General features: G+C 37.1%; 20 protein-coding genes. 15 read left to right on the top strand and 5 right to left on the bottom strand.

Annotated features, from left to right (window positions below; all coding sequences use genetic code 11):
• Window positions 1-11 precede the first annotated feature (11 nt).
• From GQR44_RS17555 to GQR44_RS17525, 7 genes are all read left to right on the top strand, one after another.
• The gene (locus tag GQR44_RS17555) at window positions 12-740 is read left to right on the top strand and encodes a DUF6776 family protein (protein WP_166372985.1); all 729 of its coding nucleotides are present in this window, start codon (window positions 12-14) and stop codon (window positions 738-740) included.
• 79 nt (window positions 741-819) lie between these two features.
• Complete coding sequence (gene erpA, locus GQR44_RS17550; protein WP_028868371.1) at window positions 820-1,170, top strand: iron-sulfur cluster insertion protein ErpA; 351 nt, start codon at window positions 820-822, stop codon at window positions 1,168-1,170.
• Window positions 1,171-1,523: 353 nt separating this feature from the next.
• On the top strand, window positions 1,524-2,693 hold the full coding sequence (locus tag GQR44_RS17545) for an efflux RND transporter periplasmic adaptor subunit (RefSeq protein WP_166372984.1): 1,170 nt from the start codon (window positions 1,524-1,526) through the stop codon (window positions 2,691-2,693).
• Window positions 2,694-2,698: 5 nt separating this feature from the next.
• Entirely contained in the window at window positions 2,699-5,851 is a 3,153-nt protein-coding gene (locus GQR44_RS17540) for an efflux RND transporter permease subunit (protein WP_166372983.1), read from the top strand.
• Between the two features lie 318 nt (window positions 5,852-6,169).
• Window positions 6,170-6,796 carry a trimeric intracellular cation channel family protein gene (locus GQR44_RS17535; RefSeq protein WP_166372982.1) on the top strand — a complete coding sequence of 209 codons (627 nt, stop codon included), beginning with the start codon at window positions 6,170-6,172 and terminating at the stop codon, window positions 6,794-6,796.
• A 346-nt stretch (window positions 6,797-7,142) separates the two neighbouring features.
• Window positions 7,143-8,474, top strand: a complete 1,332-nt coding sequence (gene argA, locus GQR44_RS17530; RefSeq protein ID WP_166372981.1) for an amino-acid N-acetyltransferase — start codon at window positions 7,143-7,145, stop codon at window positions 8,472-8,474.
• Complete coding sequence (locus tag GQR44_RS17525) at window positions 8,471-9,547, top strand: TAXI family TRAP transporter solute-binding subunit (RefSeq protein WP_240923731.1); 1,077 nt, start codon at window positions 8,471-8,473, stop codon at window positions 9,545-9,547. The genes argA and GQR44_RS17525 overlap by 4 nt, the downstream gene beginning before the upstream one ends.
• Window positions 9,548-9,794: 247 nt before the next feature.
• Here GQR44_RS17525 and fur read toward each other — a convergent pair whose 3' ends face one another.
• The 5 genes from fur to GQR44_RS17500 all read right to left on the bottom strand — a co-directional run bounded on the left by fur (window position 9,795) and on the right by GQR44_RS17500 (window position 12,457).
• Complete coding sequence (gene fur, locus GQR44_RS17520; RefSeq protein WP_166372980.1) at window positions 9,795-10,223, bottom strand: ferric iron uptake transcriptional regulator; 429 nt, start codon at window positions 10,221-10,223, stop codon at window positions 9,795-9,797.
• Between the two features lie 27 nt (window positions 10,224-10,250).
• Window positions 10,251-10,778, bottom strand: coding sequence for a flavodoxin FldA (fldA, locus tag GQR44_RS17515; RefSeq protein ID WP_166372979.1), 528 nt, complete (start codon window positions 10,776-10,778; stop codon window positions 10,251-10,253).
• 10 nt (window positions 10,779-10,788) lie between these two features.
• Window positions 10,789-11,067: a LexA regulated protein gene (gene ybfE, locus GQR44_RS17510; protein WP_166372978.1), complete on the bottom strand. Its 279-nt coding sequence runs from the start codon at window positions 11,065-11,067 to the stop codon at window positions 10,789-10,791.
• Window positions 11,068-11,155: 88 nt separating this feature from the next.
• Window positions 11,156-11,377: a DUF2788 domain-containing protein gene (locus GQR44_RS17505; RefSeq protein WP_166372977.1), complete on the bottom strand. Its 222-nt coding sequence runs from the start codon at window positions 11,375-11,377 to the stop codon at window positions 11,156-11,158.
• 297 nt (window positions 11,378-11,674) lie between these two features.
• The gene (locus GQR44_RS17500) at window positions 11,675-12,457 is read right to left on the bottom strand and encodes an alpha/beta fold hydrolase (RefSeq protein WP_166372976.1); all 783 of its coding nucleotides are present in this window, start codon (window positions 12,455-12,457) and stop codon (window positions 11,675-11,677) included.
• A 151-nt stretch (window positions 12,458-12,608) separates the two neighbouring features.
• Here GQR44_RS17500 and GQR44_RS17495 point away from each other — a divergent pair, with 151 nt between their 5' ends.
• From GQR44_RS17495 to GQR44_RS17460, 8 genes are all read left to right on the top strand, one after another.
• Window positions 12,609-13,259 (top strand): replication initiation regulator SeqA, encoded by a 651-nt coding sequence (locus GQR44_RS17495; RefSeq protein ID WP_166372975.1) that lies wholly within the window; start codon window positions 12,609-12,611, stop codon window positions 13,257-13,259.
• Between the two features lie 33 nt (window positions 13,260-13,292).
• Window positions 13,293-14,945: a phosphoglucomutase (alpha-D-glucose-1,6-bisphosphate-dependent) gene (gene pgm, locus GQR44_RS17490; RefSeq protein ID WP_166372974.1), complete on the top strand. Its 1,653-nt coding sequence runs from the start codon at window positions 13,293-13,295 to the stop codon at window positions 14,943-14,945.
• Between the two features lie 508 nt (window positions 14,946-15,453).
• Complete coding sequence (locus tag GQR44_RS17485) at window positions 15,454-17,946, top strand: glycogen/starch/alpha-glucan phosphorylase (protein WP_166372973.1); 2,493 nt, start codon at window positions 15,454-15,456, stop codon at window positions 17,944-17,946.
• A 104-nt stretch (window positions 17,947-18,050) separates the two neighbouring features.
• On the top strand, window positions 18,051-18,353 hold the full coding sequence (locus GQR44_RS17480; RefSeq protein ID WP_166372972.1) for a DUF406 family protein: 303 nt from the start codon (window positions 18,051-18,053) through the stop codon (window positions 18,351-18,353).
• Window positions 18,354-18,620: 267 nt separating this feature from the next.
• Complete coding sequence (locus GQR44_RS17475) at window positions 18,621-19,955, top strand: DEAD/DEAH box helicase (protein WP_166372971.1); 1,335 nt, start codon at window positions 18,621-18,623, stop codon at window positions 19,953-19,955.
• A gap of 315 nt (window positions 19,956-20,270) precedes the next feature.
• A complete protein-coding gene (locus GQR44_RS17470; protein ID WP_166372970.1) occupies window positions 20,271-20,540 on the top strand; it encodes a DUF3081 family protein in 270 nt (89 codons plus the stop codon).
• A 153-nt stretch (window positions 20,541-20,693) separates the two neighbouring features.
• Window positions 20,694-21,443, top strand: coding sequence for a bifunctional 2-polyprenyl-6-hydroxyphenol methylase/3-demethylubiquinol 3-O-methyltransferase UbiG (gene ubiG, locus GQR44_RS17465; protein ID WP_166372969.1), 750 nt, complete (start codon window positions 20,694-20,696; stop codon window positions 21,441-21,443).
• A 175-nt stretch (window positions 21,444-21,618) separates the two neighbouring features.
• The gene (locus GQR44_RS17460) at window positions 21,619-22,569 is read left to right on the top strand and encodes an IS1595 family transposase (RefSeq protein WP_166372148.1); all 951 of its coding nucleotides are present in this window, start codon (window positions 21,619-21,621) and stop codon (window positions 22,567-22,569) included.
• Window positions 22,570-22,592: the final 23 nt, after the last annotated feature.

Below are 22,592 nucleotides of genomic sequence, written 5' to 3'. Positions count from 1 at the left end.
GAAGGACGTGTATGCGCGGTTATAGAAAGAGCTTTTTTAAATGGTTAATTATCAGCTTATTGTTTGCATATTTTGGTTTTATGGTCGGCAAATTTAAACAAGATATTTTATACAATAGTATTCATTTATTAGAGTTAGATGCCGCCAGCCTAAATGCAGAAAATCAAGAGCTAACCCAACAGTTAAGTTTAATTCAAGCCGATTTTATCGCTGAAAAGCAAGTTAATGAAACATTAGTTGTTGAAAATAAAACGCTGAACCAAGCGCTAGATGCGAGTAATAATAAGTTATATTTTTATGAGCAAGTGGTTGCACCTGGTCTTTCTGTAAGCGGATTAAATGTCTATTCATTTACCGTCACTCAGGCTGCAGAAAAAAATCATTGGTCATATGAGTTAGTGTTAATGCAAACTCAAACTGGGCGACATGTTTTAACGGGAAATGTAGATATTACTTTTGCTGGCGCCGATGACAGTGAGGGAACTGCAAAACCAATTAAGTTGAGCGAGCTTGATAAAGATTTTAGTGGTGCATTTAAGTTTAAATATTTCCAAACGCTAAAAGGCGAATTTGTGTTACCTAAAAAGGCAAAAGTGGAGCAAATATTTGTATCTGCTGATGCCAAAGGTTCTCGTTGGAGTCGCTCTCAACGTGTAGAAAAAATTTATGACTGGAAAGATTTTATCGAAAATGGTGGTTCATCGCTTAAAGAATTAGAAACTCAAGAAGAGAGTGAATAAATCATTCCGCTTATACTTGAACAAATTAGTCAGGTATTAGATAATAGGTTCGGGCAAACTAATAGGACTAAAAATTATAATGACAAGCGAAGTGGAAATAGCGTTACCGATTTATTTCAGTGATAACGCAGCAAATCGAGTTAAAACGTTGATTGCAGAAGAGGAAAATCCTGATCTGAAATTACGTGTTTATGTCACAGGCGGCGGTTGTTCTGGTTTTTCATATGGTTTCACTTTTGATGAAAAAGTAAATGATGACGATACTTTAATTGAGAATAGTGGTGTTACTTTATCTGTTGACCCTATGAGCTTGCAATATCTTGTTGGTGGTACAGTGGATTTTGTTGATGGTTTAGAAGGTTCTCGTTTTTTAGTTAATAACCCGAATGCTACAGCAACTTGTGGTTGTGGATCTTCATTCTCTATCTAAATTCTTTACGGGTCTACTATTCGGTGCCAAGCGCTACCGTTGAAAATGCCAATGCTCACTTTATTGTTATTTGTGGGCATTAAATCCTTTTATTGTTATTAGTGAACATTAATATCTCTATATAAACTCCCAACTCTAGATCAACCCCTCAACTTCTTAGACCAATCCTCTATACGTCATTCTTTATTAAATTCTGTGTATTGTAATTGTTGTGTACAAGCTCAGACTATTTAATCAAAGTAAGTGCTAAAGTCTTATTTTTATTGGACTCATTGCTGATGACTTAAATCTACTGCGTAAATATAATGCCTTGGCGATAACCTAATACGGTCATTTATTTTTTAGGGCAACTTATGTTCTCACGCATTATTACTTTTATTACCTTAAGACCCTACCTGATTGCGCTAGCGATTGTATTGATATTGTTAGTTTGGATGCTACTGCCTGCTTATACAAAAACTGAAGATAGCGAAGATCATGCCCCTATCAGCAATCAAGCCACGGTTGATGAGCAAGAAAAAAACCTGCCTAAAGTGCAAACAACACATTTTAAGACTAAAAAAATCACTAAATTCCTGACGCTTTATGGAAAAAGCGAAGCTAATAGTGGTGCTATTATTCGCGCTGAAGTCGCGGGTAAAATAATCAGAATGAACAGCCGTAAAGGTGATTATGTAGACCGTAATAAAAGTATTGTTAATATTGAACAGAGTGAGTTACCGGCAAAATTAAAACAAGCTAAAGCGAGTTTGATTGAACGAGAACTCACCTATAAAGCGGTAAAATCATTAAATGACAAAGGCTTGCAAGGGCGTGTTCGCCTTGCGGAAGAAAATAGTCTGTTTTTATCTGCGCAAACGGACCTCGCACAATTACAGTTATCATTGAAACGTACCAATGTAGTCGCTCCCTTTAACGGTATTTTGCAACAACAATTTTCTGATTTAGGTGATTATTTACAAGTAGGTGACCCAATATTTCGCCTTGAAAATGTGGATCCGATTGTGATTAGAGGTGATGCCACTGAGCATCATATGAATGATTTAAAGTTAGGGAAAACAGTGACGGCAACCTTATTGTCTGGTGAGATAATAGAAGGGGAAATTTCCTTTATTGCCGCTATGGCAGATAGTAATAGTAGTACCTTTAGAGTAGAAATTGAATTCCCTAATCCAGAACAAAAAATACTGTCGGGTATTAGTGCTAAGTTAGCCATTCCTTTATATCAAGTTGAGGCAATCTATGTTTCTCCTTCCGCATTGGCGTTAGATGAACAAGGTAACCTTGGTGTAAAACTGGTGCAAGATGGTGTAGTTAGATTTCAAGGTATTACTTTAGTTGAAACTGATAACGATGGTGTTTGGTTATCAGGCTTTAAGGGCGACGTTGATATTATTACCTTAGGACAAGGTTTTGTTAAAGTTGGCGATCAGGTTGATGCGGTGGATCAAGCTGAATTTGAGACAAATAAGTCAGAAAGTAAATCTTCGCTCGAGAATACGTCTATTAGCAGTCAGGAGTAATCACCATGAAAACAATTATTCACGGTGCATTATCTAGAAAACGTGCGGTATTAATGTTGCTTGTATTCTTACTGATATCCGGGCTTTATGCTTATATTAATATTCCCAAAGAAGCTGATCCCGACGTTAAAATCCCTGTTATATATGTTTCCATTACGCATGAAGGAATTTCCCCTGAGGATGGTGAACGCCTTATTTTAAGACCTCTAGAGCAAGAGTTACGGAGTTTAGAAGGTGTTAAAGAAATGAAATCAACCGCCAGCTCGGGGCATGCTTCCGTTGTACTTGAGTTTTATATCGATATTGATATAAAAGCGGCGTTGATAGATGTGCGCGAAAAAGTTGATCAAGCAAAGGGAAAACTACCGCAGGAAAGTGAAGAGCCGATTATTAAGCAAGTAACGCTTGCAACAGAAAATCCGGCATTAACGGTTTTACTCTCGGGGAGTGTGCCTGAAAGGGCATTAATAAATATTGCTCGGTTAATGCAAGACAAGCTGGAAGGCTTTGTTGAAATTTTAGAAGTGAATATTGGTGGTGACCGAGAAGACATGGTGGAAATTCTTATTGATCCACTGTTAATGGAAAGCTACCAGCTTAATATGAACGACATTTATAATTTAGTTTCACGCAATAATCGTTTAGTTGCAGCGGGAGTGCTGGATACAGGGAAAGGGCGCTTTCCTATAAAAGTACCTTCTGTATTTTCGACCATAAAAGATGTCATGTCGATGCCAATAAAAGTGACGGGTGATAGTGTGATCACGTTTGCCGATGTCGCTAAAATCCGCCGTACCTTTAAAGACCCAAGTTCATTTGTGCGAGTGAATGGTTTACCTACTGTTTCGTTAGAGGTTATTAAAAGACCTGGCGAAAATATTATTGAAACGGTTGAGAAAGTAAAACAAACGATGGCTGAGAGCCAAGAGCTGTTACCTAATAATATTCATGTCAGTTATGCCGGAGACAGTTCTAAAGATGTAAAAATAATGCTCAATGACTTACAAAATAATGTACTCAGTGCTGTACTTCTAGTGGTTATAGTAATTATTGCGGTACTTGGTATTCGCAGCGCTGCACTAGTTGGGATTGCTATTCCCGGGTCATTTTTAACCGGTATCTTAGTGTTATGGGTGTCAGGCATTACCGTTAATATTGTGGTGCTTTTTGCTTTGATCATGGCTGTCGGTATGTTGGTTGACGGTGCGATAGTGGTCACTGAATTTGCGGATCGTGAAATGAGTGCTGGAGTGGCTAAGCATAAAGCGTATCTTGATGCCGCACAACGTATGGCATGGCCAATTATAGCTTCCACTGCCACCACTTTAGCCGCTTTTGCACCCTTATTATTCTGGCCTGGTGTGACTGGTGAATTCATGATGTATTTGCCATTAACCTTGATGGCAACATTAACCGCATCGTTATTGATGGCTCTTATTTTTATTCCGGTATTAGGCAGCGTTTTTGGTAAAACTCGGCTATTAACGGCAAAAGAAAAGCATAATGCAAAAATGGCAGAAGAAGGCGAACTATTAAAGCTTTCTGGATTCACTGGACGTTATGTTAAGACATTAAACCAAGCACTTCATTTTCCTTGGTTAGTCTTATTGGCGGCAATATTAATTGCGTCATCGGGCATTTTTTTATTCCAGCAATCTAATTTAGGCGTTGAGTTTTTTCCTCAAGTTGAACCCAATGGTATCAATGTCAAAGTTCGCTCCTATGGTGATTTTTCAATTGATGAACAAGATCAAATTATGCAGCGTATTGAACAGCGTATTCTGCCGCTAGCTGATGAAATAGAAACGTTATATGTGAAAACGGGAGATTCAACGGAGGGAATCGTTGGCAGCATGCGTATTAACTTAAAGGATTGGCAAGACAGGCGTGCAGCTAATCAAATTATAAGTGATATTGAAAACCGAACTGAGGATTTACCGGGAGTAGAGATCGAGTTAAAGAAAGATCAAGCGGGACCGCCTTCAAGTAAAGATTTACAAATCGAAATTAGTTCTCGCTTTCCTGAGTTGTTACAGCAAGCTGCAGACAAAATTCACGATGCGTTATTACAAAAATCATATTTAGTAAATATCGAAGACGACAGTGCCAAGCCTGGCGTGGAATGGCAGTTTCAGATTAATCGAGCTGATGCCGCACGTTATGGTGCAGATGCGACATTATTAGGTAGTAGTGTGCAGTTTTTAACTAATGGTTTAATGCTTGGTTCTTATCGCCCCGATGATGTTGATGATGAATTAGATATTCGAGTGCGTTACCCTGAACAGGAGCGTAGTTTAGGAAAACTCGCCGATTTACGTCTACAAACCCCTTTGGGTCATATACCAGTGAGCCATTTTGTTGCCTTAACGCCAGTCGCTAAAAAGTCCGCGATACAAAAAGTAGATAGTCGTATTGTGATGACGGTAGGTGCAGATATGGCAGCAGGTTATAACTTGAGCTTACTCTTACCTGAATTAGAAAAACAACTCCCTAGCTTACAACTCGATCCTCGTATTTCACTTAAAATACGAGGGCAAAATGAAGATGAAGAAGAAGCGGCTGCTTTTCTAAAAAATGCATTTATGGTTGCTCTGGCAGCAATGGCATTAATTTTGATATTACAATTCAACTCCTTCTATCAAGCCTTTTTAATTTTAAGTGCGGTTATTTTTTCCACTGCAGGTGTGTTTATTGGTTTGTTTATTAGTCAAAGTGCCTTTGGCATTGTTATGTCAGGGATCGGTGTGATCGCCCTAGCTGGGATTGTGGTAAATAACAATATTGTTTTGATTGACACTTACAACGTATTAAAAGCACAAGGTATTGCGACTAAACAAGCTATTTTAATGACTGGCGCGCAGCGTATACGTCCTGTTTTATTAACGACATTTACGACTATCTTAGGGTTAATGCCGATGGTGATGAAAGTAAACTTAGACTTTTTTAATCAAACCATTGAATTTGGCGCCCCATCAACACAATGGTGGGCACAATTGGCGACTGCTATTGCGGGTGGCTTAACCTTTGCAACGGTATTAACTTTAATTCTAACGCCTTGTTTATTAATGCTCGGTGCAAACGTTGGCGTTTGGTGGAGAAAATGCTTACAAGGTAAAGATAAAAGCACTGCTGACAACACTTGCAACTCTGCTGAATGATGTTTAACATGCGCTGAAATTAAAGGTATGCTTTTATTTATGCTGTTTATTGAATGATAAAAAGTAACGCCGAAGACGCATTTTATGACCTTTTTTCCTCTTGATATTAAAGAGTTAGTACTTAATCAAATAGTATTATTGTCAGTTTTGAGGACGATGGGTAACTTCTCTACAGATATAAACTGTTCACTACAGAGGTTCAGTTAGATATTTCTATATTGGAATTAACTCAAAAGTTAACATTATTTAATGCCTGTTATTTTTATAAAGTGTGACACCAAAATATAGCTTAAAGCCTAATAAGGAATGGTTAATCAGATGTTAGATAGTTTTATTTATGTTTCAGATATGATTGGTGTGATCACCTGTGCTATTTCTGGTGTATTAGTTGCTACTCGGTTACGTATGGACCCCTTTGGTATTACCGTATTAGCTGGCGTGACTGGTATTGGCGGCGGCACCTTGCGAGATATGATGATGGGGGCTACACCGGTTTTTTGGATTGTGGATAACACTTATATCTACGTTATTGTCGTTACTGCGATATTAAGCCTTATATGGTTACAGCGAATCCACCGTTTTCCTGCTTATTTGCTACCCATCTTTGATGCTTTTGGTCTCGCTATTTTTACTATTATCGGTGCACAAAAAGCCTTGATGTTAGGCTTTAGTGGTCCTGTTGCTATTGTGATGGGATGTATTACCGGAGTCGTGGGCGGCATGATCCGTGACATATTAAGCGGGCAAATACCTTTTGTGTTACAAAAAGAGATTTATGCAACAGCTTCTATGTTGGGCGCAACCCTATATGTGTTGTGTGATTATATTGAACTAGGCCCTATTTTCTCTATGGCTGTGGCAATGTTAGGTACCTTATCATTGCGTTTATGCGCTATTTATTACCACCTTTCTTTACCTGTATTTAGTAACGATCGAGAAGCATAACCAGCGATCTTGTCATTTAAAGGCAATACTTAATCACTAAAGAGCGTTGATTTAACATTGTTTAAACAATTGTTTTGCCAACACAAACATGTACTTGGTAGACTCCCTATACTAGGGGCGGTTGATCTTTACTATTTAAATCTGTTCACCATAAGGTATCTTGTGGTGAAATCAAAGGGTAACGTGTACTGACTATTTATACTGTTTTTTTGCTTATTTATGCGGAATAATTCTGCTTTATAAGCTTAGCCTTATATAAAGAGCCAGCAGTTCGTTGCACAATTAAATTTGAAAGATCAACTCGGCCTAAATGTTTAGTGGATTATTGTGAGCAATAGGTAGGCAAATGGAAGCAGTAACAAATTCAACACAATTGATAAATTGGTTTCGTAATTCAGCCCCATATATCAATGCACATCGACATAAAACCTTTGTTTTAATGATTGGTGGCGAAGCATTAGAAACAGATAATTTTCAACATATCATTAATGATATTGCGTTACTTAACAGTCTTGGTGTGAAGTTGATTTTAGTACATGGAGTACGTCCTCAAATTCAAAAACAACTTGATATGCACGGTCATAGTAGTCAATTTCACGATGATCTTAGGATCACAGATGATCGTAGTTTGACTCTCATCAAGCAAGCTGTCGGTGCGGTACAAATCGAATTACAAGCTGGGCTATCGATGGGCTTAGCAAACTCTCCAATGCAAGGTGCGGCAATTCGTACGGTGATCAGTAACGTTGTCACTGCTCAACCGATTGGTGTCAAAGACGGCGTAGATTTTTGTCATGCTGGCAAGGTTCGCCGTATTGATGTTGATGGCATTAAAGCTCAGCTCTCTTCTGGAGCGATCCCAATTATTTCTCCGATTGGTTATTCAGTAACGGGTGAAGTATTTAATCTACTTGCAGAAGAAGTTGCAACCCAAGTTGCGATTGATATGAAAGCAGATAAGTTAATAGGCTTTTGTTCTCATCAAGGTGTGTTAGATGAAAATGGCGAAGTGATTTCAGAGTTATTACCTGAGGAAGCTCAAGCCCATATTGATGCAATGGAAAAAGAATCAGAGCATGCATCGGGTACATTACGTCTTCTACGTGCTGCTGTAGCAGCTTGCCAAGCCGATGTAACACGTTGTCACCTCATTAGTTATCATCAAGATGGTGCATTATTAAAAGAGCTATTCACGCGCGATGGTACTGGTTCGCAGATTGTAAAAGAAAGTTATGAAAAAATTCGAACAGCTACTATCGATGATATTGGTGGTTTATTACAATTAATTGAACCACTTGAAAAACAAGGTATTTTAGTTAAACGTTCTCGTGAATTGTTAGAGAATGAAATTGAACACTTTTTGATTGTAGAACGAGACGGCATGGTTATTGGTTGTGCGGCTTTATATCCATTTATGGATGATAATATGGGCGAATTAGCTTGTTTAGTAAGCCATCCTAAATATCGTAGAGCAGCACGTGCTGATAATCTTGTTGCACACGTTGAGCGTAAAGCCAGACAGTTAGGATTAGAGTCGATTTTTGTGTTAACAACACAAAGTATTCATTGGTTTAGAGAGAGGGGATTTGCATTTGCAGAAATTAACCAATTGCCCGCTGCTAAAAAAGAGATGTATAACTTAAAGCGTAACTCAAAGGTATTAATAAAAAAAATATGAATAAAATAAGAGAAGTTTTTAAGCAAGTAATTTTAAACTGCCATTTAGCGATTGCCAACGCTAATCCTATGCGCGGTTTAAATTTACCTATACGCTCTCTTATTGTTGCGCTTTGTACGGTCTTTTTACATGCTAATGTGAGTGCGAAAGTAGACTATGTGTCCATTGGTACCGGTGGCATCAGTGGTGTTTATTATCCAACCGGCGGTGCGATTTGTTTTTTAGTTAATCAGTTAAAAGGTATCGATAGTATTCGCTGTGAAATTAAAAGTACACCGGGTTCTATCTATAACTTGAATGCATTAAAAGACCATAAACTTGATATCGCAGTAGTACAATCTGATTGGCAATATCATGTTTATAACGGCACTTCTATCTTTAAAGACGAGGGGAAGTTTGCTCAGTTAAGATCTTTATTTTCAGTGCACTCTGAACCCTTTACTGTGTTAGCAAGGAAAGATGCTAAAATTACTAGCTTTGAACAGCTAAAAGGTAAGCGCGTCAACATAGGTGCTCCCAATTCAGGCCAACGTGGCACTATGGAAATGCTGTTAGATATCTACGGTTGGCAAGAATCTGATTTTGCAGAAGCGACATCATTACCACCTAGCGAACAAGCACAGGCGCTATGCGATAATAAAATAGACGCGATTGTATATGTTGTTGGCCACCCTAATAGCTCGATTAAAGAAGCGAGTAGTGCTTGCCAAACTAACTTAGTGAATGTTAAAGGTGAAAAAGTATCGCAACTGATAGCGACACATAGTTATTACGATAAGGCATCAATATCTGCCAAAATGTATCGTGGCAGCCCTAAAAAAACGACTACATTTGGCGTTGGGGCTACGGTAGTGACCACAACAGATTTACCGGAAAAAATCGCCTATAAAATAGTTAAAGCGGTCTTTGAAAACCATACCGATTTTGTACAGTTACATCCGTCTTTTGAATTTCTTACTAAGCATGCAATGGTTACTCAATATTTATCTGCTCCGTTACACCCTGGCGCATTACGGTATTATAAAGAGGTTGGATTAATTCAAGATGATTCGAGTACGGTAGTGCAAAACTAATCTGCCTAAAAATCTGACTAAGTAAACCTAACTAAGCAAACCCAAACCAAGCAACATAAAGCAATCTTAAGCTTACCTTCACAATACTTTATTGGCGATTATTGGCTGCGATTATCGCCATAACAATTAAACTCATATTTATCATTCGCTATAAGCAAAAAACAGGCACAAAAAAGCCCGTTATTAAACAGGCTGTTTTTATAGTATTAGCATCGTAAATATATGTTTAACAAGCAGCATAAGTTACTTAAGTATTATGCTTACACTCACCATCAACAGGTTCACCGTAAAGGTACAAACTGTGGTTGGTTAATTTAATGCCATATTTTGCAGCGATAAGTTTTTGCTGCTCTTCAATAAGTGGATCATTAAATTCAATTACTTCACCACATTTTAAACAAACTAAATGATCATGATGTTCTTGATGGGTTAATTCAAAAACTGATTTGCCGCCTTCAAAATGATGACGAGTAACAATACCAGCATCATCAAATTGGTTTAATACACGGTAAACCGTTGCTACACCAACTTCATCGCCTTGTTCAAGCAATTTCTTATAAAGATCTTCAGCACTTAAGTGTTGATTCTCTGGCAGCTGTAATAAGCTTAAAATTTTCAAACGTGGTGATGTTACTTTTAAACCCGCTTCTTTAAGGGCTAAATTTTCATTACTCATGTTATTTCCTAACTGCTGTAATTGGATTTAGTCGGCTAATTCCGCTAAACACATTTCATTATAAATTTGCTCAGACCAAGCTTTAACACGTGATGCAGTCAATTCAGGCTGACGATCTTCATCAATCCCTAAACCAATGAACGTTTTATCATCAATTGAAGCTTTTGAAGCTTCAAAGTCATAGCTTTCAGATGACCAATTACCAACAATAATAGCACCTTTACTTTCAACTATATCGCCTAACTGTCCCATTGCATCTAAAAAGTATTCTGCATAATCTTCTTGATCGCCACAGCCAAAAATAGCAACTAATTTATCAGTGAAATCAATCTCTTCTAAATCTGGGAAAAAATCATCCCAATCACATTGCGCTTCACCGTAGTACCAGGTAGGAATACCAAATAAAATAAGGCTAAATTCAGCGATATCTTCTTTGCTGCTTTTAGCGATATCTTTTACTTCAACTAGTTTTTTACCTAATTCTTTTTGTATCATTTTTGCTACAGCTTCAGTGTTACCTGTATCGCTACCAAAGAAAATACCTACGCTTGACATACTCTATACCTTAATTTATTTGATTTAACTGTGCATGTAGCAGTTTATTAATTAACTCTGCACGACTTATTGATAGTGTGTCAGATAGCTTATTTAATTGTTCAAATAATTCGCTATCTACTTTTAATTCGATTCGTTTTAAACCGTTTTGCTTATCTCTTAACGTCTGTTTTTGCTTATTTATTTTTAGCTGAACTTGACGCGAATGAGGATTGCTTTTAGGTCTGCCTCGGCGTACCTCGTTTGCAAATAGATCGCTAGTAATGCGATCAAATGATTCCTTTGCCATTTTGTTACCTAACAATACTTACCTAATAATTCTTGCCTAGCAACCTGACCGAGTAACATTACTTAGCCATCATTACCGAGAGAATTATTTAACCAATACCTGAATTAACCCATACAATTTCTATAACTGCTTTTGAGATGAAACCGATGCAACCAAAAAATAATACTGCCCATACAACTTGACGTCCAAATTTTGGTACATTACCTTTTTTTAGTACGTCTTGAATGGCTAAACCGATGAATAAAAAAAGTAAAAGGTAAAAACCATATAAACCAATTGTTTCAATTTGCTCAGTATATTCTTGCAGCATATTTTAGCTTCTTTTAAAAAAGGGAATATAGCATATAGATGCTATCGAAAATAGGCAAATATGTTTGTAAAAGCCTAGTCTCTATTAATCTTTTGTGTTCATTTGTATTGTTATTTATTCACCTTTTGTAACAAGGTGATGCCTATTATGTCTGGCTATTCTAATTAAATAGGCGATTTTGTACATAATAGTAAGTAAAATACAAACCGTCGACCTTGTCTAAATACTCTGTACAGCATGACACCGGTTTTAATTACTCACTTGTGCTTTCAAATGACGATGTTTCACTACTCACATCTAAGCAAAAAAGTTAACGACTAACCGGTTAAAGGTTTTTGCTTTCTCTGCATGCAGCCAATGACCAGTATCATTAATGATTTTAAGCCGCGCATTGGGAAATAATGTCATCACTGATTCCATACTTTTTTCATTAATATAATCAGAGCGTTCACCTTTAATGAATAAGGCTGAGTCTGTGTATTCACCCTCAATCGTTGGCCATCCACTGATCAAGTGATAATTGTGGTGTAAATTGCCAACATTATAAACGAAGTCAAAACCATCATCACCACGTTGATAAGACTTTAATAAAAATTGTCTTACTTCCGGTGTTTCTACGTAACCTGCTAATATTTTTTCAGCTTCCGTACGGTTTTTTGCCTGCAATAAACTGACTGATTGTAAACCAGTAAATACGTCGCTGTGCCTATCGCCGTAAGCAACCGGAGCAATATCTGCAACTACTAAGTTTTTAATGCGTTGTGGTTGTAGTAGGGCACAAGTCATCGCGATTTTTCCGCCCATGGAATGACCAACAACCGAAAATTTTTCAATGCCCAATGAGTCCGCTAGTTCAAATATATCTTCTGCCATTTCAGGGTAAGTCATGCTTCGACTACGTGGACTTTGTCCATGATTACGAACGTCCACTAAAATGACATCAAAATTAGCTTGCAACTCTTTTGCTAAGCCGGAAAGGTTAGATAAACTACCAAATAAACCGTGAATGATAAAAATAATCTCATTTTTATTAGCTGGTTCATGTTTAGCGGTTTGTTTTAGTTGGTAATTTAGTAGCATAAAAGCTCATTTTAAGTGAGAATAAATAAAGTTAAAAATAATAACAAATTATGCATTAAAGCTGAAAGTATTTACACCTCCATATTAATGGTTATGTGATTTTACTGTATTCCATTCAGCTAGTACAAATAAGTAAGGTAATGGGGAAATAATGAAAACGATCGAAATAGAAGATGATCTATATAAATATATTTTGAATAATATTGAAGCCTTCGGTGAAACACCCTCCCAAATTCTTCGTCGTTTACTGGCATTGTCTGAAGATAATACGGTCGAGAAAACCACTCCTGAGAAAAAAGTTAGTGTTGAAAATAAGTCTTCTACTCGAACTCATTCGACGCAACAACTTGCTCAACCCAATAAAAATAGAACAGAAAGCAATGTAACCGACCATAACCTAAGTGAAAATAGCGTAACCGAAAAAAATGAACATTTTCATCAAGGAGTGAAACAGCTATTCACCGACCCTGCTTTTACTTCTGAATCGGTGATAACTAATAAGTTCATGATGATGCTAACAACTATGTATTTTGAGAAAAAAGATGCATTTATTGAGGCGGCCGAAACAACTAAAGGTCGAACTCGTGCCTATTTAGGTACTGATTTACAGGATTTATTGAATTCCGATAACGAAGAAGAACTGGCTCAATTTAAAGCAAGTAAACCTAGAATGATTCCACAAACGCCTTATTGGGTGATCACCAACGCAAATACTGGGCGTAAAAGAATTATTTTAACGCAAATGATGGCTTCAATGGGTTACCCGCATCATTTAATCGAACGCATTAAAGAAGAAATTTAATTTTATTTATTTTCATCACAATCTGAGGTACTTATGGCAATTCATCCACGCGCAGGCCAACCTGCACAAGCAAGTGATTTAGTTGATATTCCAAAATTAGTCTCTGCATACTATGTTAATCTCCCTGACGTTGAAGTGGCAGAGCAGCAAGTTGCATTTGGCACTTCGGGGCACCGAGGTAGTTCTTTTAAATATGCATTTACTGAATTACATATCCTTGCCATTACCCAAGCATTGGCCGAGTATCGTAAGGAAAAGGGGTATACTGGCCCTGTGTTTATTGGTAAAGATACACACGCATTATCTGAACCCGCTTTTATTTCAGCAGTACAAGTGCTGGTAGAAAATGGCATTAAAGTAGTGGTACAAAAAGGTGGCGGTTATACACCAACACCTGTTATTTCCCATGCAATCCTACAATACAATAAAGCGCATCCTGATTCTCTTGCCGATGGTATCGTTATTACACCTTCGCATAATCCACCTGAAGATGGTGGATTCAAATACAATCCACCTAATGGCGGTCCTGCAGATAGTGATGTTACTAAAATTATTCAAGATCGTGCCAATGAAATCTTAAATGATAATTATGATGATATTTTACAAGCTGACTTTGATGAAGCGATGCAGTCTGACTTAGTAGAAGAGTACGATTATATTCAACCTTATGTTGATGACTTAAAAAATGTTTTAGACTTAGAAGCCATTGCAAAAGCGGGTGTTAAAATTGGTGTGGATACACTAGGTGGCTCAGGTGTTGCTTACTGGCCTGTGATTGCTAAAACCTATGGTCTTGATATTGAAGTTGTTAATGACCGTGTCGACCCTACTTTTTCGTTTATGACACTAGATAAAGATGGCAAGATCCGTATGGATTGTTCATCACCTTATGCCATGGCAGGTTTGATCAAACTGAAAGACCATTTTGATGTAGCGATAGCTAATGACCCTGATTATGATCGTCATGGTATTGTGACTAAATCTTCTGGGTTGTTAAATCCAAATCATTACCTTGCGGTTGCTATCAATTACCTATTTACGCATCGAACTGGATGGTCGGATAAAGCGATTGTAGGTAAAACCCTAGTATCAAGTTCAATGATTGACCGTGTTGTAAATCAATTAGGTCGCGAAATGTCTGAAGTACCTGTTGGCTTCAAATGGTTTGTAGATGGACTTTTTGAAGGTAAGTTTGGTTTCGGTGGTGAAGAAAGTGCAGGGGCTTCTTTTTTACGTAAAGACGGTACCGTTTGGAGCACAGATAAAGACGGTATTATTTTGGCATTATTAGCCGCTGAAATTATTGCCGTGACCAAAAAAGATCCGGGCGAACACTACGCTGAATTTGCTGCAAAATTTGGCGCACCAGTTTACCAGCGTTTTGATGCGCCTGCTTCACCTGAACAAAAACAAGTATTAGCAAACTTAACGCCTGAAATGGTGGAAGCTGAAACACTTGCCGGTGAAAAAATAACTGCTAAATTAACCCATGCACCGGGTAATGGTGCCGCTATTGGTGGGTTAAAAGTAACCACTGAAAATGGTTGGTTTGCAGCACGTCCATCGGGTACTGAGAATATTTATAAAATATATTCTGAATCCTTTTTAGGTGAAGATCATATCGCTTTAATTCAAAAAGAAGCACAAGAGATAGTGGCTCAAGCTTTTGCTAAAGCTGGTCTTTAATTAAAAATATAAATATATTTTAGGAATTGATAAAATAATTTAGATTCAAATAAAAAAAGGCAAAGTGTTTACTTTGCCTTTTTTATGTCCCTTCAATAATTAGCTTCTTGATTAAAAAAATAATGCCTACAGATTTTATTTTAATTAGAACAATTAGTTACCTTGATTAGTTACATATCCCCTTTAATTTACAAAAATTTTAATTTCGCATTTAACAATCAAATCAAGTCAAAAAATGGGGGCTGTTAGTTTTTTAGGCTAAATTTTAAAATAAAATTTATTTTTACATGATCATTTATTGTGATATATATCACAATGTTTATCTTGAATCTTGGCTTCAATAGCAATTCATAAAACTTGCGACCCAAACTGAGGGGGAGCACTTTCTAAAGCATTACTTTAGAGGGCTGTTAAGGTATTATTTTAAATAGTAGTACTTTCCCAATCACATTTACAAAGAGTTTTATATGGAATAGAACTTTATCCTCACTTAACTAATAGGTATAACATGGCGACTAAAAAATCTAAAAAATCGGCAGCAAAGGATTCTGTAGCAGTGCCTACGGTTAGCAGTGCTGAAATGCAAAAAGCAATCATCGACCGCCTACATAAAGGCCTTGGGACTGATGAACATAAAGCAAATAATAAAGCGTGGTGGAATGCAACCTGTCAAGCTGTCAACGAATTAGTTTTTGAGAAACTGACAAAAACACAACAAACTCACTCAGAGCATGACACTCGCGCAGTGAACTATTTGTCCCTTGAGTTTTTAATGGGACGTTTGTTGTCTAATAACCTACAAAACTTACAAGTTTTCCAAGTTACTGAAGAAGCGTTAAAAGGTCTAGGTAAAGACCTATATGAAATATGCGATGAAGAGCCGGATATGGCATTAGGTAATGGTGGTTTAGGCCGTCTTGCTGCATGTTTTATTGATTCACTAGCAACACTTGGTTACCCTGCGATTGGCTACGGTATCCATTATGAACACGGACTATTTAAACAAGAATTCCAAGATGGTCGTCAAATTGAGCGTCCTGATACATGGCGTGAATACGGCAACCCATGGGAGATTTGCCGTCCTGAATCTATTCAACATATTCCTTTATATGGTTATGTTGAAACTGTGTTTGATCAAAAAGAAGGTTCTCGTAAAGTTTGGCATGCGGGACAAAAATTAAAAGGTGTTCCTTGGGATATTCCCATCGTAGGATACGGTGCTAAAACGGTTAATATTTTACGTTTATGGGAAAGTCGTGCCCATGAAGCTTTTGACTGGGATGTATTTAATGCCGGTGGTTATGTCGACTCACAAGTTGAAAAATCAAAAGCTGAAACTGTCTCTAAAGTGCTTTATCCAAATGATTCAACAGATGCAGGTAAAGAGTTACGTTTAATTCAACAATACTTCTTCTGTGCTTGTTCAGTAAAAGATATCTTGCGTCGTTTTAAACGTGCAAATAAAGATTTATCGTTATTACCTGAAAAAGTGGCAATTCAATTAAATGACACTCACCCAACGATTGCTATTCCTGAATTAATGCGCATTTTAATTGATGAAGAGGGATTAGATTGGGATTCTGCATGGAAAATATGTCAAGAAACATTTGCTTACACCAACCATACTTTATTACCAGAAGCATTAGAGAAATGGTCTGTTGCACTGTTTGAAAAAGTATTACCGCGCCACTTAGAGATAATTTATGAAATTAACTCGCAATTCTTAGCGAATGTTGTTGAGAAAAAATGGCCTGGAGATGACCAGAAAAAAGAAAAACTATCTGTCATTGAAGAGTCGCAACATCGCATGGTACGCATGGCTAACCTTTGTGTTATCACTGCGTATAAAGTCAACGGTGTTGCAGCCGTTCACTCAGAACTTGTTAAAACAGATTTATTCCCTGAGTTCCATGAATTGTTCCCAGGTAAATTAGTCAATGTAACGAATGGTGTAACGCCACGTCGTTGGTTGAAAGCTTGTAATGAAGGTTTAGCGACGTTATTAGATGAAACAATTGGTGATGATTGGGTGCTTAACTTAGATAAATTGAAAGGCATTCTGCCAAAAGCCAAAGATGTTGCATTCCAAAAACGCTTTATGGACATTAAAAAAGAAAATAAAGTAGAGCTAGCTAAAATCATCAAAGATACAACCGGTGTGGAAGTTTCTGTTGATGCTATTTTTGATGTGCAAATCAAGCGTCTACACGAGTACAAACGTCAACAGTTAAACTTGATCCATATTTTAACGCTATACAGACGTTTACTTGAAAATCCTGATTATGACATGGTGCCTCGTGTATTCCTATTTGGCGCTAAAGCCGCTCCTGGTTACCACATGGCCAAAGAAATTATTTTTGCATTGAATAAAATTGCAGACAAAGTGAATAACGATGAGCGTATTCAAGGCAAATTAAAAGTTGTCTTCTTACCAAACTATCGTATTTCATTGGCAGAAAAAATGTTCCCAGCAGCAGATATTTCTGAGCAAATTTCAACAGCCGGCCTAGAAGCATCAGGTACAGGTAACATGAAGTTCGCATTAAACGGTGCGTTAACTGTCGGTACCATGGATGGTGCAAATATCGAGATGGCTGAAGAGATTGGTGCTGAACATATGTTTATCTTCGGTTTAAGCGTTGATGAAGTAAAAGCATTAAAAGCAAATGGTTACAACCCATACGATTATTACTACAAAAATCCAGAGTTAAAAGCAGTACTTGATTGGTTAGATACTGACTTCTTTACACCTGGGCATGCTGGCTTATTGTCTGATATTAAACGTAGTTTATTGGAATGGGGCGATGAATATTTATGTCTTGCGGATTACGCATCTTATGTTGCTGCTCATCAAGATATCGATACACTTTATCGTGACCAGTCAGCTTGGGCTGAAAAGGCTATTCTGAATGCAGGCGCAATGGGTAAATTTAACTCTGACCGCTCAATTGAAGATTATGCAAGCAAAATTTGGAAATTAGAAAAATTTCCTGCAGCTTAATGATTTAAATCATTAAAAGGTAAAAGGCGACATTTTATATGTCGCCTTTTTTGTTTAAAGCGAGCTACAATCTGACCACTTGTATAATAAACACAGAGGTAAATATGTCTGACAATATCCAAACTCAAGAAAACGATGTATGCGAAGCATGTGGTACTATTGTTGAGCTAGGCAGTGTTATCGCAGAAAATGACACACTACTTGTGTTGCCTTTTAGCGGACCAGATCAAGCCAGTGTTGAACAGTTAGCAGATAAATATATTAAAGCGGCAAAAGCACGTTTTGCAACAGTAAAAGTAGACGTGGATTTTCAACAAACTAATGACAGTGTTGAAAGCAAAGTATCACTACAGTTTGAATGTACCGCTGAAAAACTTATTTTTGAAATGGGTTTAAGTGCAATCTAGCTATTTCGGAAAACCAAGATAAGTAGGGCGAATGAAGTACAGAACCTTGTAAATAATTCCTTCCAACTTTCCTCTTAAACTTCATTACCGAATTAGCCTTTATTATCCCAATTTAAGAGAGGAATAAGCGTTTGCTTGTTCCTTTTTTTATTTAATCCTTAAATTAATGGATTTTTTTACCCGCTATTACAAACTTCATTTCTTGTTTTTCCGCTTAATCGTTATACTACGCACTTATTTTCTATTTTTATTTCCTTGGAGCATACATTGCTAATTAAAGATTTACCCATTGATCAGCGTTTGATCACTTCTGTTTCACATTTAGGTTTTACTGAAACAACACAAATTCAAGCTGAAGCTGTGCCGATTGCTGTATCTGGGAAAGATCTTTTAGCATCATCTAAAACGGGCTCAGGTAAAACGCTAGCTTATTTATTACCGGCAATGCAGCGTGTATTAAAAACACGAGCTTTAACTCGTCGAGATCCTCGTGTACTTATCCTGACACCAACCCGCGAACTTGCAAAACAAGTTTATTCGCAGTTGCGTTTGTTAGTCTCTAATACCAGTATTAAGTCTATTCTAGTGTTGGGTGGGGAAAACTTTAACGATCAAGTGAAAGCGATTGATAAACACCCTCACTTTATTGTTGGTACACCGGGACGTATTGTTGATCACCTTAAAAAAGGGTTATTACATTTACCTGGCTTAGAGTTACTGATCTTAGATGAAGCGGATCGCATGCTTGACTTAGGTTTTGCAGAGCAATTAACTGCGATTAATGAAGCTGCAAATCATCGTCTACGCCAAACGTTGATGTTTTCTGCAACCCTCGGTCATGGTGAAGTGAATGAATTTGCAGGACATTTATTAAAGTCACCAATTCGTATCGCAGTGGGTGAAGAAAACCAGCAGCACAGTGAAATTACGCAACGCTTTTATTTGGCTGATAACCTAAACCAAAAAGAAAAGTTATTGTTTCACTTTCTGAAAGAAGAAAAAATCGATCAAGCAATTATCTTTACGGCTACGCGTGCTGATACTGAACGTCTAAGTGCTATTTTAATAGAGAAAGGTATGCTTGCGGCCGCTTTACATGGGGATCTTACCCAGAGTAATCGTAACCAAATAATGGATGCTTTCTCACGCGGTAAAAATAAAATATTAGTGACTACGGATATCGCTTCACGTGGGTTAGATTTAATCCATGTTAGCCACGTTTTTAACTTTGATATTCCAAAGCATACTGAAGAATATATACACCGTATTGGCCGAACTGGACGTGCAGGTGAATTAGGTGATGCTATTTCGATCATTGGTCCTAAAGATTGGGACAACTTTAAAAAAGTAGAAAGCTTTGTTGCACAAACTATCACTTTTGACAAAGTAGAGGGTATTAACCCAAAATTTAAAGGTTTAAAACCAGTACAGAAGAAAGTAGTTAAAGCTAAAAAAGTGCTTGAAGATAAGAAAAAACCAATGGCTAAAAAAGCCAAAGTAAGTACTAAAAAGCAAGAACATGTTTTTCATGAGTCTATCGATGTGGGTGCTGCACCAATGCGTCGTAAGAAAAGAATTATTGTTGATGATTCCGAAGACTAATATACGTAAGTATTAATTTATATAAGAATTGATTTGTATAAGTTTTGAATGAACGATTTATATCGAAGCAATAGCATTTAATAAATGCCTTAATGAGCGATCATTGAGGCATTTTTTTTGCGTATAAAGTTTCAATTTAACTCGCTGATCTTTTTCTTTGTTGATTCGTATTAATTACGATAGTGCTTAATTAACTCAAATATGTTTATTATGTTAGTTAGATAAGGCTAGAAAAGTTAATAAACTTACTAATATTAAGGCCTTTATAGCTGAACTAAATAATGTCGGTATTCAATAACCATAGGGGCACGAGTTGTGGACGTAAATAAATTAAAAAAACGAGACTTACTACAGGCTTTTGATTTAGTCACCACTAAGGGAATAAAGACAGACGGAGTGTATGAGCTATCAGGTGTAAAAGCATCTCAGGATTTTGATGGTTATACATGCTGGTTATCATTTAAAGATTTAACGGTGACTTTATTATTCCATGGTGCTTTTGATATGGATTATGAGGACGAAGACACACAGAAAGCATTTTTTAAAAAAATATCTAATATGTTAGCTGATAAAGACAGTTTCTGATTATCTCAACGATTTAATTAACAATCTAACTAACAATCTAACTAACAATCTAAGAAAAAATCTAAAAAAATAGATGTGAAGATTAAATTTATCAATACATTCTTTAATTCGCTTTAAATTTAACCACTAAACCTTTCTATTATAGGGCATAGCATGAGTAAATTAACATCCAACAATACGATTGATGCATCGGAAGTTGTTAAGTTTGAAGCAATGGCTGAAGAGTGGTGGGATCCAAAAGGAAAGTTTAAACCGTTGCATATGCTCAACCCTTTACGAGTGCAATATATCGTTGGGCAGATTGCTACACAGTTTAATCGAGACTTAAATAGCTTAATGCCTTTCAAAGGCTTACGACTATTAGATATTGGGTGTGGCGGCGGTTTGTTAAGTGAACCCATGGCCCGTTTAGGCGCTGAAGTGATAGGAGCAGATGTTGCACCCAAAAATATTCCAGTTGCCCAAGCTCACGCCAAACAATCAGGTTTAACAATAGACTATCGTAATACGGTGGCTGAAGCGTTGGTTGATGAAGGCGAACTGTTTGATGTGATCCTCAATATGGAAGTCATCGAGCATGTTGCACAACCACAAATGCTAATTAATGCTTGTGCAGCCTTGTTGAAAAAGGATGGGATAATGCTTTGCTCTACTATCAACCGCACTCCCAAGAGCTATATAGTCGCTATTATTGGAGCAGAAAGAGTGATGCGTTGGCTACCTATCGGCACACATCAATGGAATAAGTTTATTAAACCACCAGAGCTTGCAGATATGTTTAAAGTGGCAAGTCTGTCATTGAATGATAAGAGTGGATTTGTTTTTAACCCGGTATTATGGCGTTGGTCACTATCAAGCTCAGATTTATCTGTTAATTATGTTATGGCGGTGACTAAATCTTAATAACTAAACCTTAATAACCAAACCTTAATAACTAGCTATCAATAACTAAGTTTCAGTAACTCAGCCAAAATAAGCTACAACATAGTTAAGGTTTAACTCACGTGTTTTTTGGCTCTGTTCCTGTTAATTGTTGTCTATACTTATAAGTGATCATAACGTATTAAAGGTAAAGACTATGAATACTAAATCGTTCGTTCAAAACCTTAACCAAATAACTGCAGCACTTATATCCATGACACCAGCGCAAAGAGAGGTAGTTCATCAATCAATTCGAGAATCTCAAGTCGAATTACCCACCAATGAACTATTTCAACCTATTTTTGATACCTCTTCTTCTTGCCCTCATTGCACTTCAACACATTTAAGAAAATGGGGGAAGTCAGGAGAAACACAAAGATATCGATGTAATCATTGTGCTAAGACCTTTAATATTAAGACAAAAACACCGTTAGCTAGATTAAGAAAATGTCATCTATGGGAAGAGTATGCACGCTGTATGGAGCTAAAGTTAACACTTCGTCAAGCAGCTTCTATTTGTCACATTAATCTAAAAACTGCTTTCTTATGGCGACATCGCTTTTTAATGGCTAATACAGCTAAAACACAAGATAAATTATCAGGAATAATTGAAGTTGATGAATTCTTTATGGCGTATTCTGAAAAAGGCTCTAAAAAGCTAACCAGAGGGCGAAAAGCGAGGAAACGCGGAGGTGATGCAGATAAAAGAACAAAGGATGATCAAGTTGCGATATTACTTTCAATTGATCGCAGTAAACATATAGTTAATAAGGTGTTAGCAGCGGATACAGCTTCAGAAATAGAAGCGAATTTCGAACCACATATCCTAAGTAACTCCGTACTTTGTAGTGATGGTGCATGGCCTTATGTGAATATTGCAGAGCACAAGAATTGTGTTCATAAACGATTAATCAATGGGAAAAATAGAGTAATAGAAAACATTTACCACATCCAAACCGTTAATGGTGCAATCACTCACTTTAAGAGTTGGGTGGTAGGCAAAATGAAAGGGGTGGCGACTAAGTATTTACCGCATTATCTAACTTGGTTTAGAGAAAGTAGCGCAAAGTATGATTTTCAACAAATTTTACTCGCCGCTTATAGGTGACAACAGTGTAATGGAACAGAGCC

This window comes from Psychromonas sp. SA13A (assembly GCF_011378715.1).
Lineage (GTDB): Bacteria > Pseudomonadota > Gammaproteobacteria > Enterobacterales > Psychromonadaceae > Psychromonas.
The sequence above is the reverse complement of the archived record's forward strand: the minus strand, read 5'-3'. Positions and strand labels throughout refer to the sequence as shown.

Excerpts from the sequence above, each read along its gene's own strand:
- GQR44_RS17505 (WP_166372977.1), bottom strand. The coding sequence starts at position 11,377 with ATGCTGCAAGAATATACTGAGCAAATTGAAACAATTGGTTTATATGGT.
- GQR44_RS17540 (WP_166372983.1), top strand. The coding sequence starts at position 2,699 with ATGAAAACAATTATTCACGGTGCATTATCTAGAAAACGTGCGGTATTA.
- fur (WP_166372980.1), bottom strand. The coding sequence starts at position 10,223 with ATGAGTAATGAAAATTTAGCCCTTAAAGAAGCGGGTTTAAAAGTAACA.
- GQR44_RS17525 (WP_240923731.1), top strand. The coding sequence starts at position 8,471 with ATGAATAAAATAAGAGAAGTTTTTAAGCAAGTAATTTTAAACTGCCAT.
- GQR44_RS17460 (WP_166372148.1), top strand. The coding sequence starts at position 21,619 with ATGAATACTAAATCGTTCGTTCAAAACCTTAACCAAATAACTGCAGCA.
- GQR44_RS17485 (WP_166372973.1), top strand. The coding sequence starts at position 15,454 with ATGGCGACTAAAAAATCTAAAAAATCGGCAGCAAAGGATTCTGTAGCA.
- GQR44_RS17535 (WP_166372982.1), top strand. The coding sequence starts at position 6,170 with ATGTTAGATAGTTTTATTTATGTTTCAGATATGATTGGTGTGATCACC.
- erpA (WP_028868371.1), top strand. The coding sequence starts at position 820 with ATGACAAGCGAAGTGGAAATAGCGTTACCGATTTATTTCAGTGATAAC.
- GQR44_RS17545 (WP_166372984.1), top strand. The coding sequence starts at position 1,524 with ATGTTCTCACGCATTATTACTTTTATTACCTTAAGACCCTACCTGATT.
- pgm (WP_166372974.1), top strand. The coding sequence starts at position 13,293 with ATGGCAATTCATCCACGCGCAGGCCAACCTGCACAAGCAAGTGATTTA.
- GQR44_RS17555 (WP_166372985.1), top strand. The coding sequence starts at position 12 with ATGCGCGGTTATAGAAAGAGCTTTTTTAAATGGTTAATTATCAGCTTA.
- argA (WP_166372981.1), top strand. The coding sequence starts at position 7,143 with ATGGAAGCAGTAACAAATTCAACACAATTGATAAATTGGTTTCGTAAT.
- fldA (WP_166372979.1), bottom strand. The coding sequence starts at position 10,778 with ATGTCAAGCGTAGGTATTTTCTTTGGTAGCGATACAGGTAACACTGAA.
- ybfE (WP_166372978.1), bottom strand. The coding sequence starts at position 11,067 with ATGGCAAAGGAATCATTTGATCGCATTACTAGCGATCTATTTGCAAAC.
- ubiG (WP_166372969.1), top strand. The coding sequence starts at position 20,694 with ATGAGTAAATTAACATCCAACAATACGATTGATGCATCGGAAGTTGTT.
- GQR44_RS17480 (WP_166372972.1), top strand. The coding sequence starts at position 18,051 with ATGTCTGACAATATCCAAACTCAAGAAAACGATGTATGCGAAGCATGT.
- GQR44_RS17495 (WP_166372975.1), top strand. The coding sequence starts at position 12,609 with ATGAAAACGATCGAAATAGAAGATGATCTATATAAATATATTTTGAAT.
- GQR44_RS17500 (WP_166372976.1), bottom strand. The coding sequence starts at position 12,457 with ATGCTACTAAATTACCAACTAAAACAAACCGCTAAACATGAACCAGCT.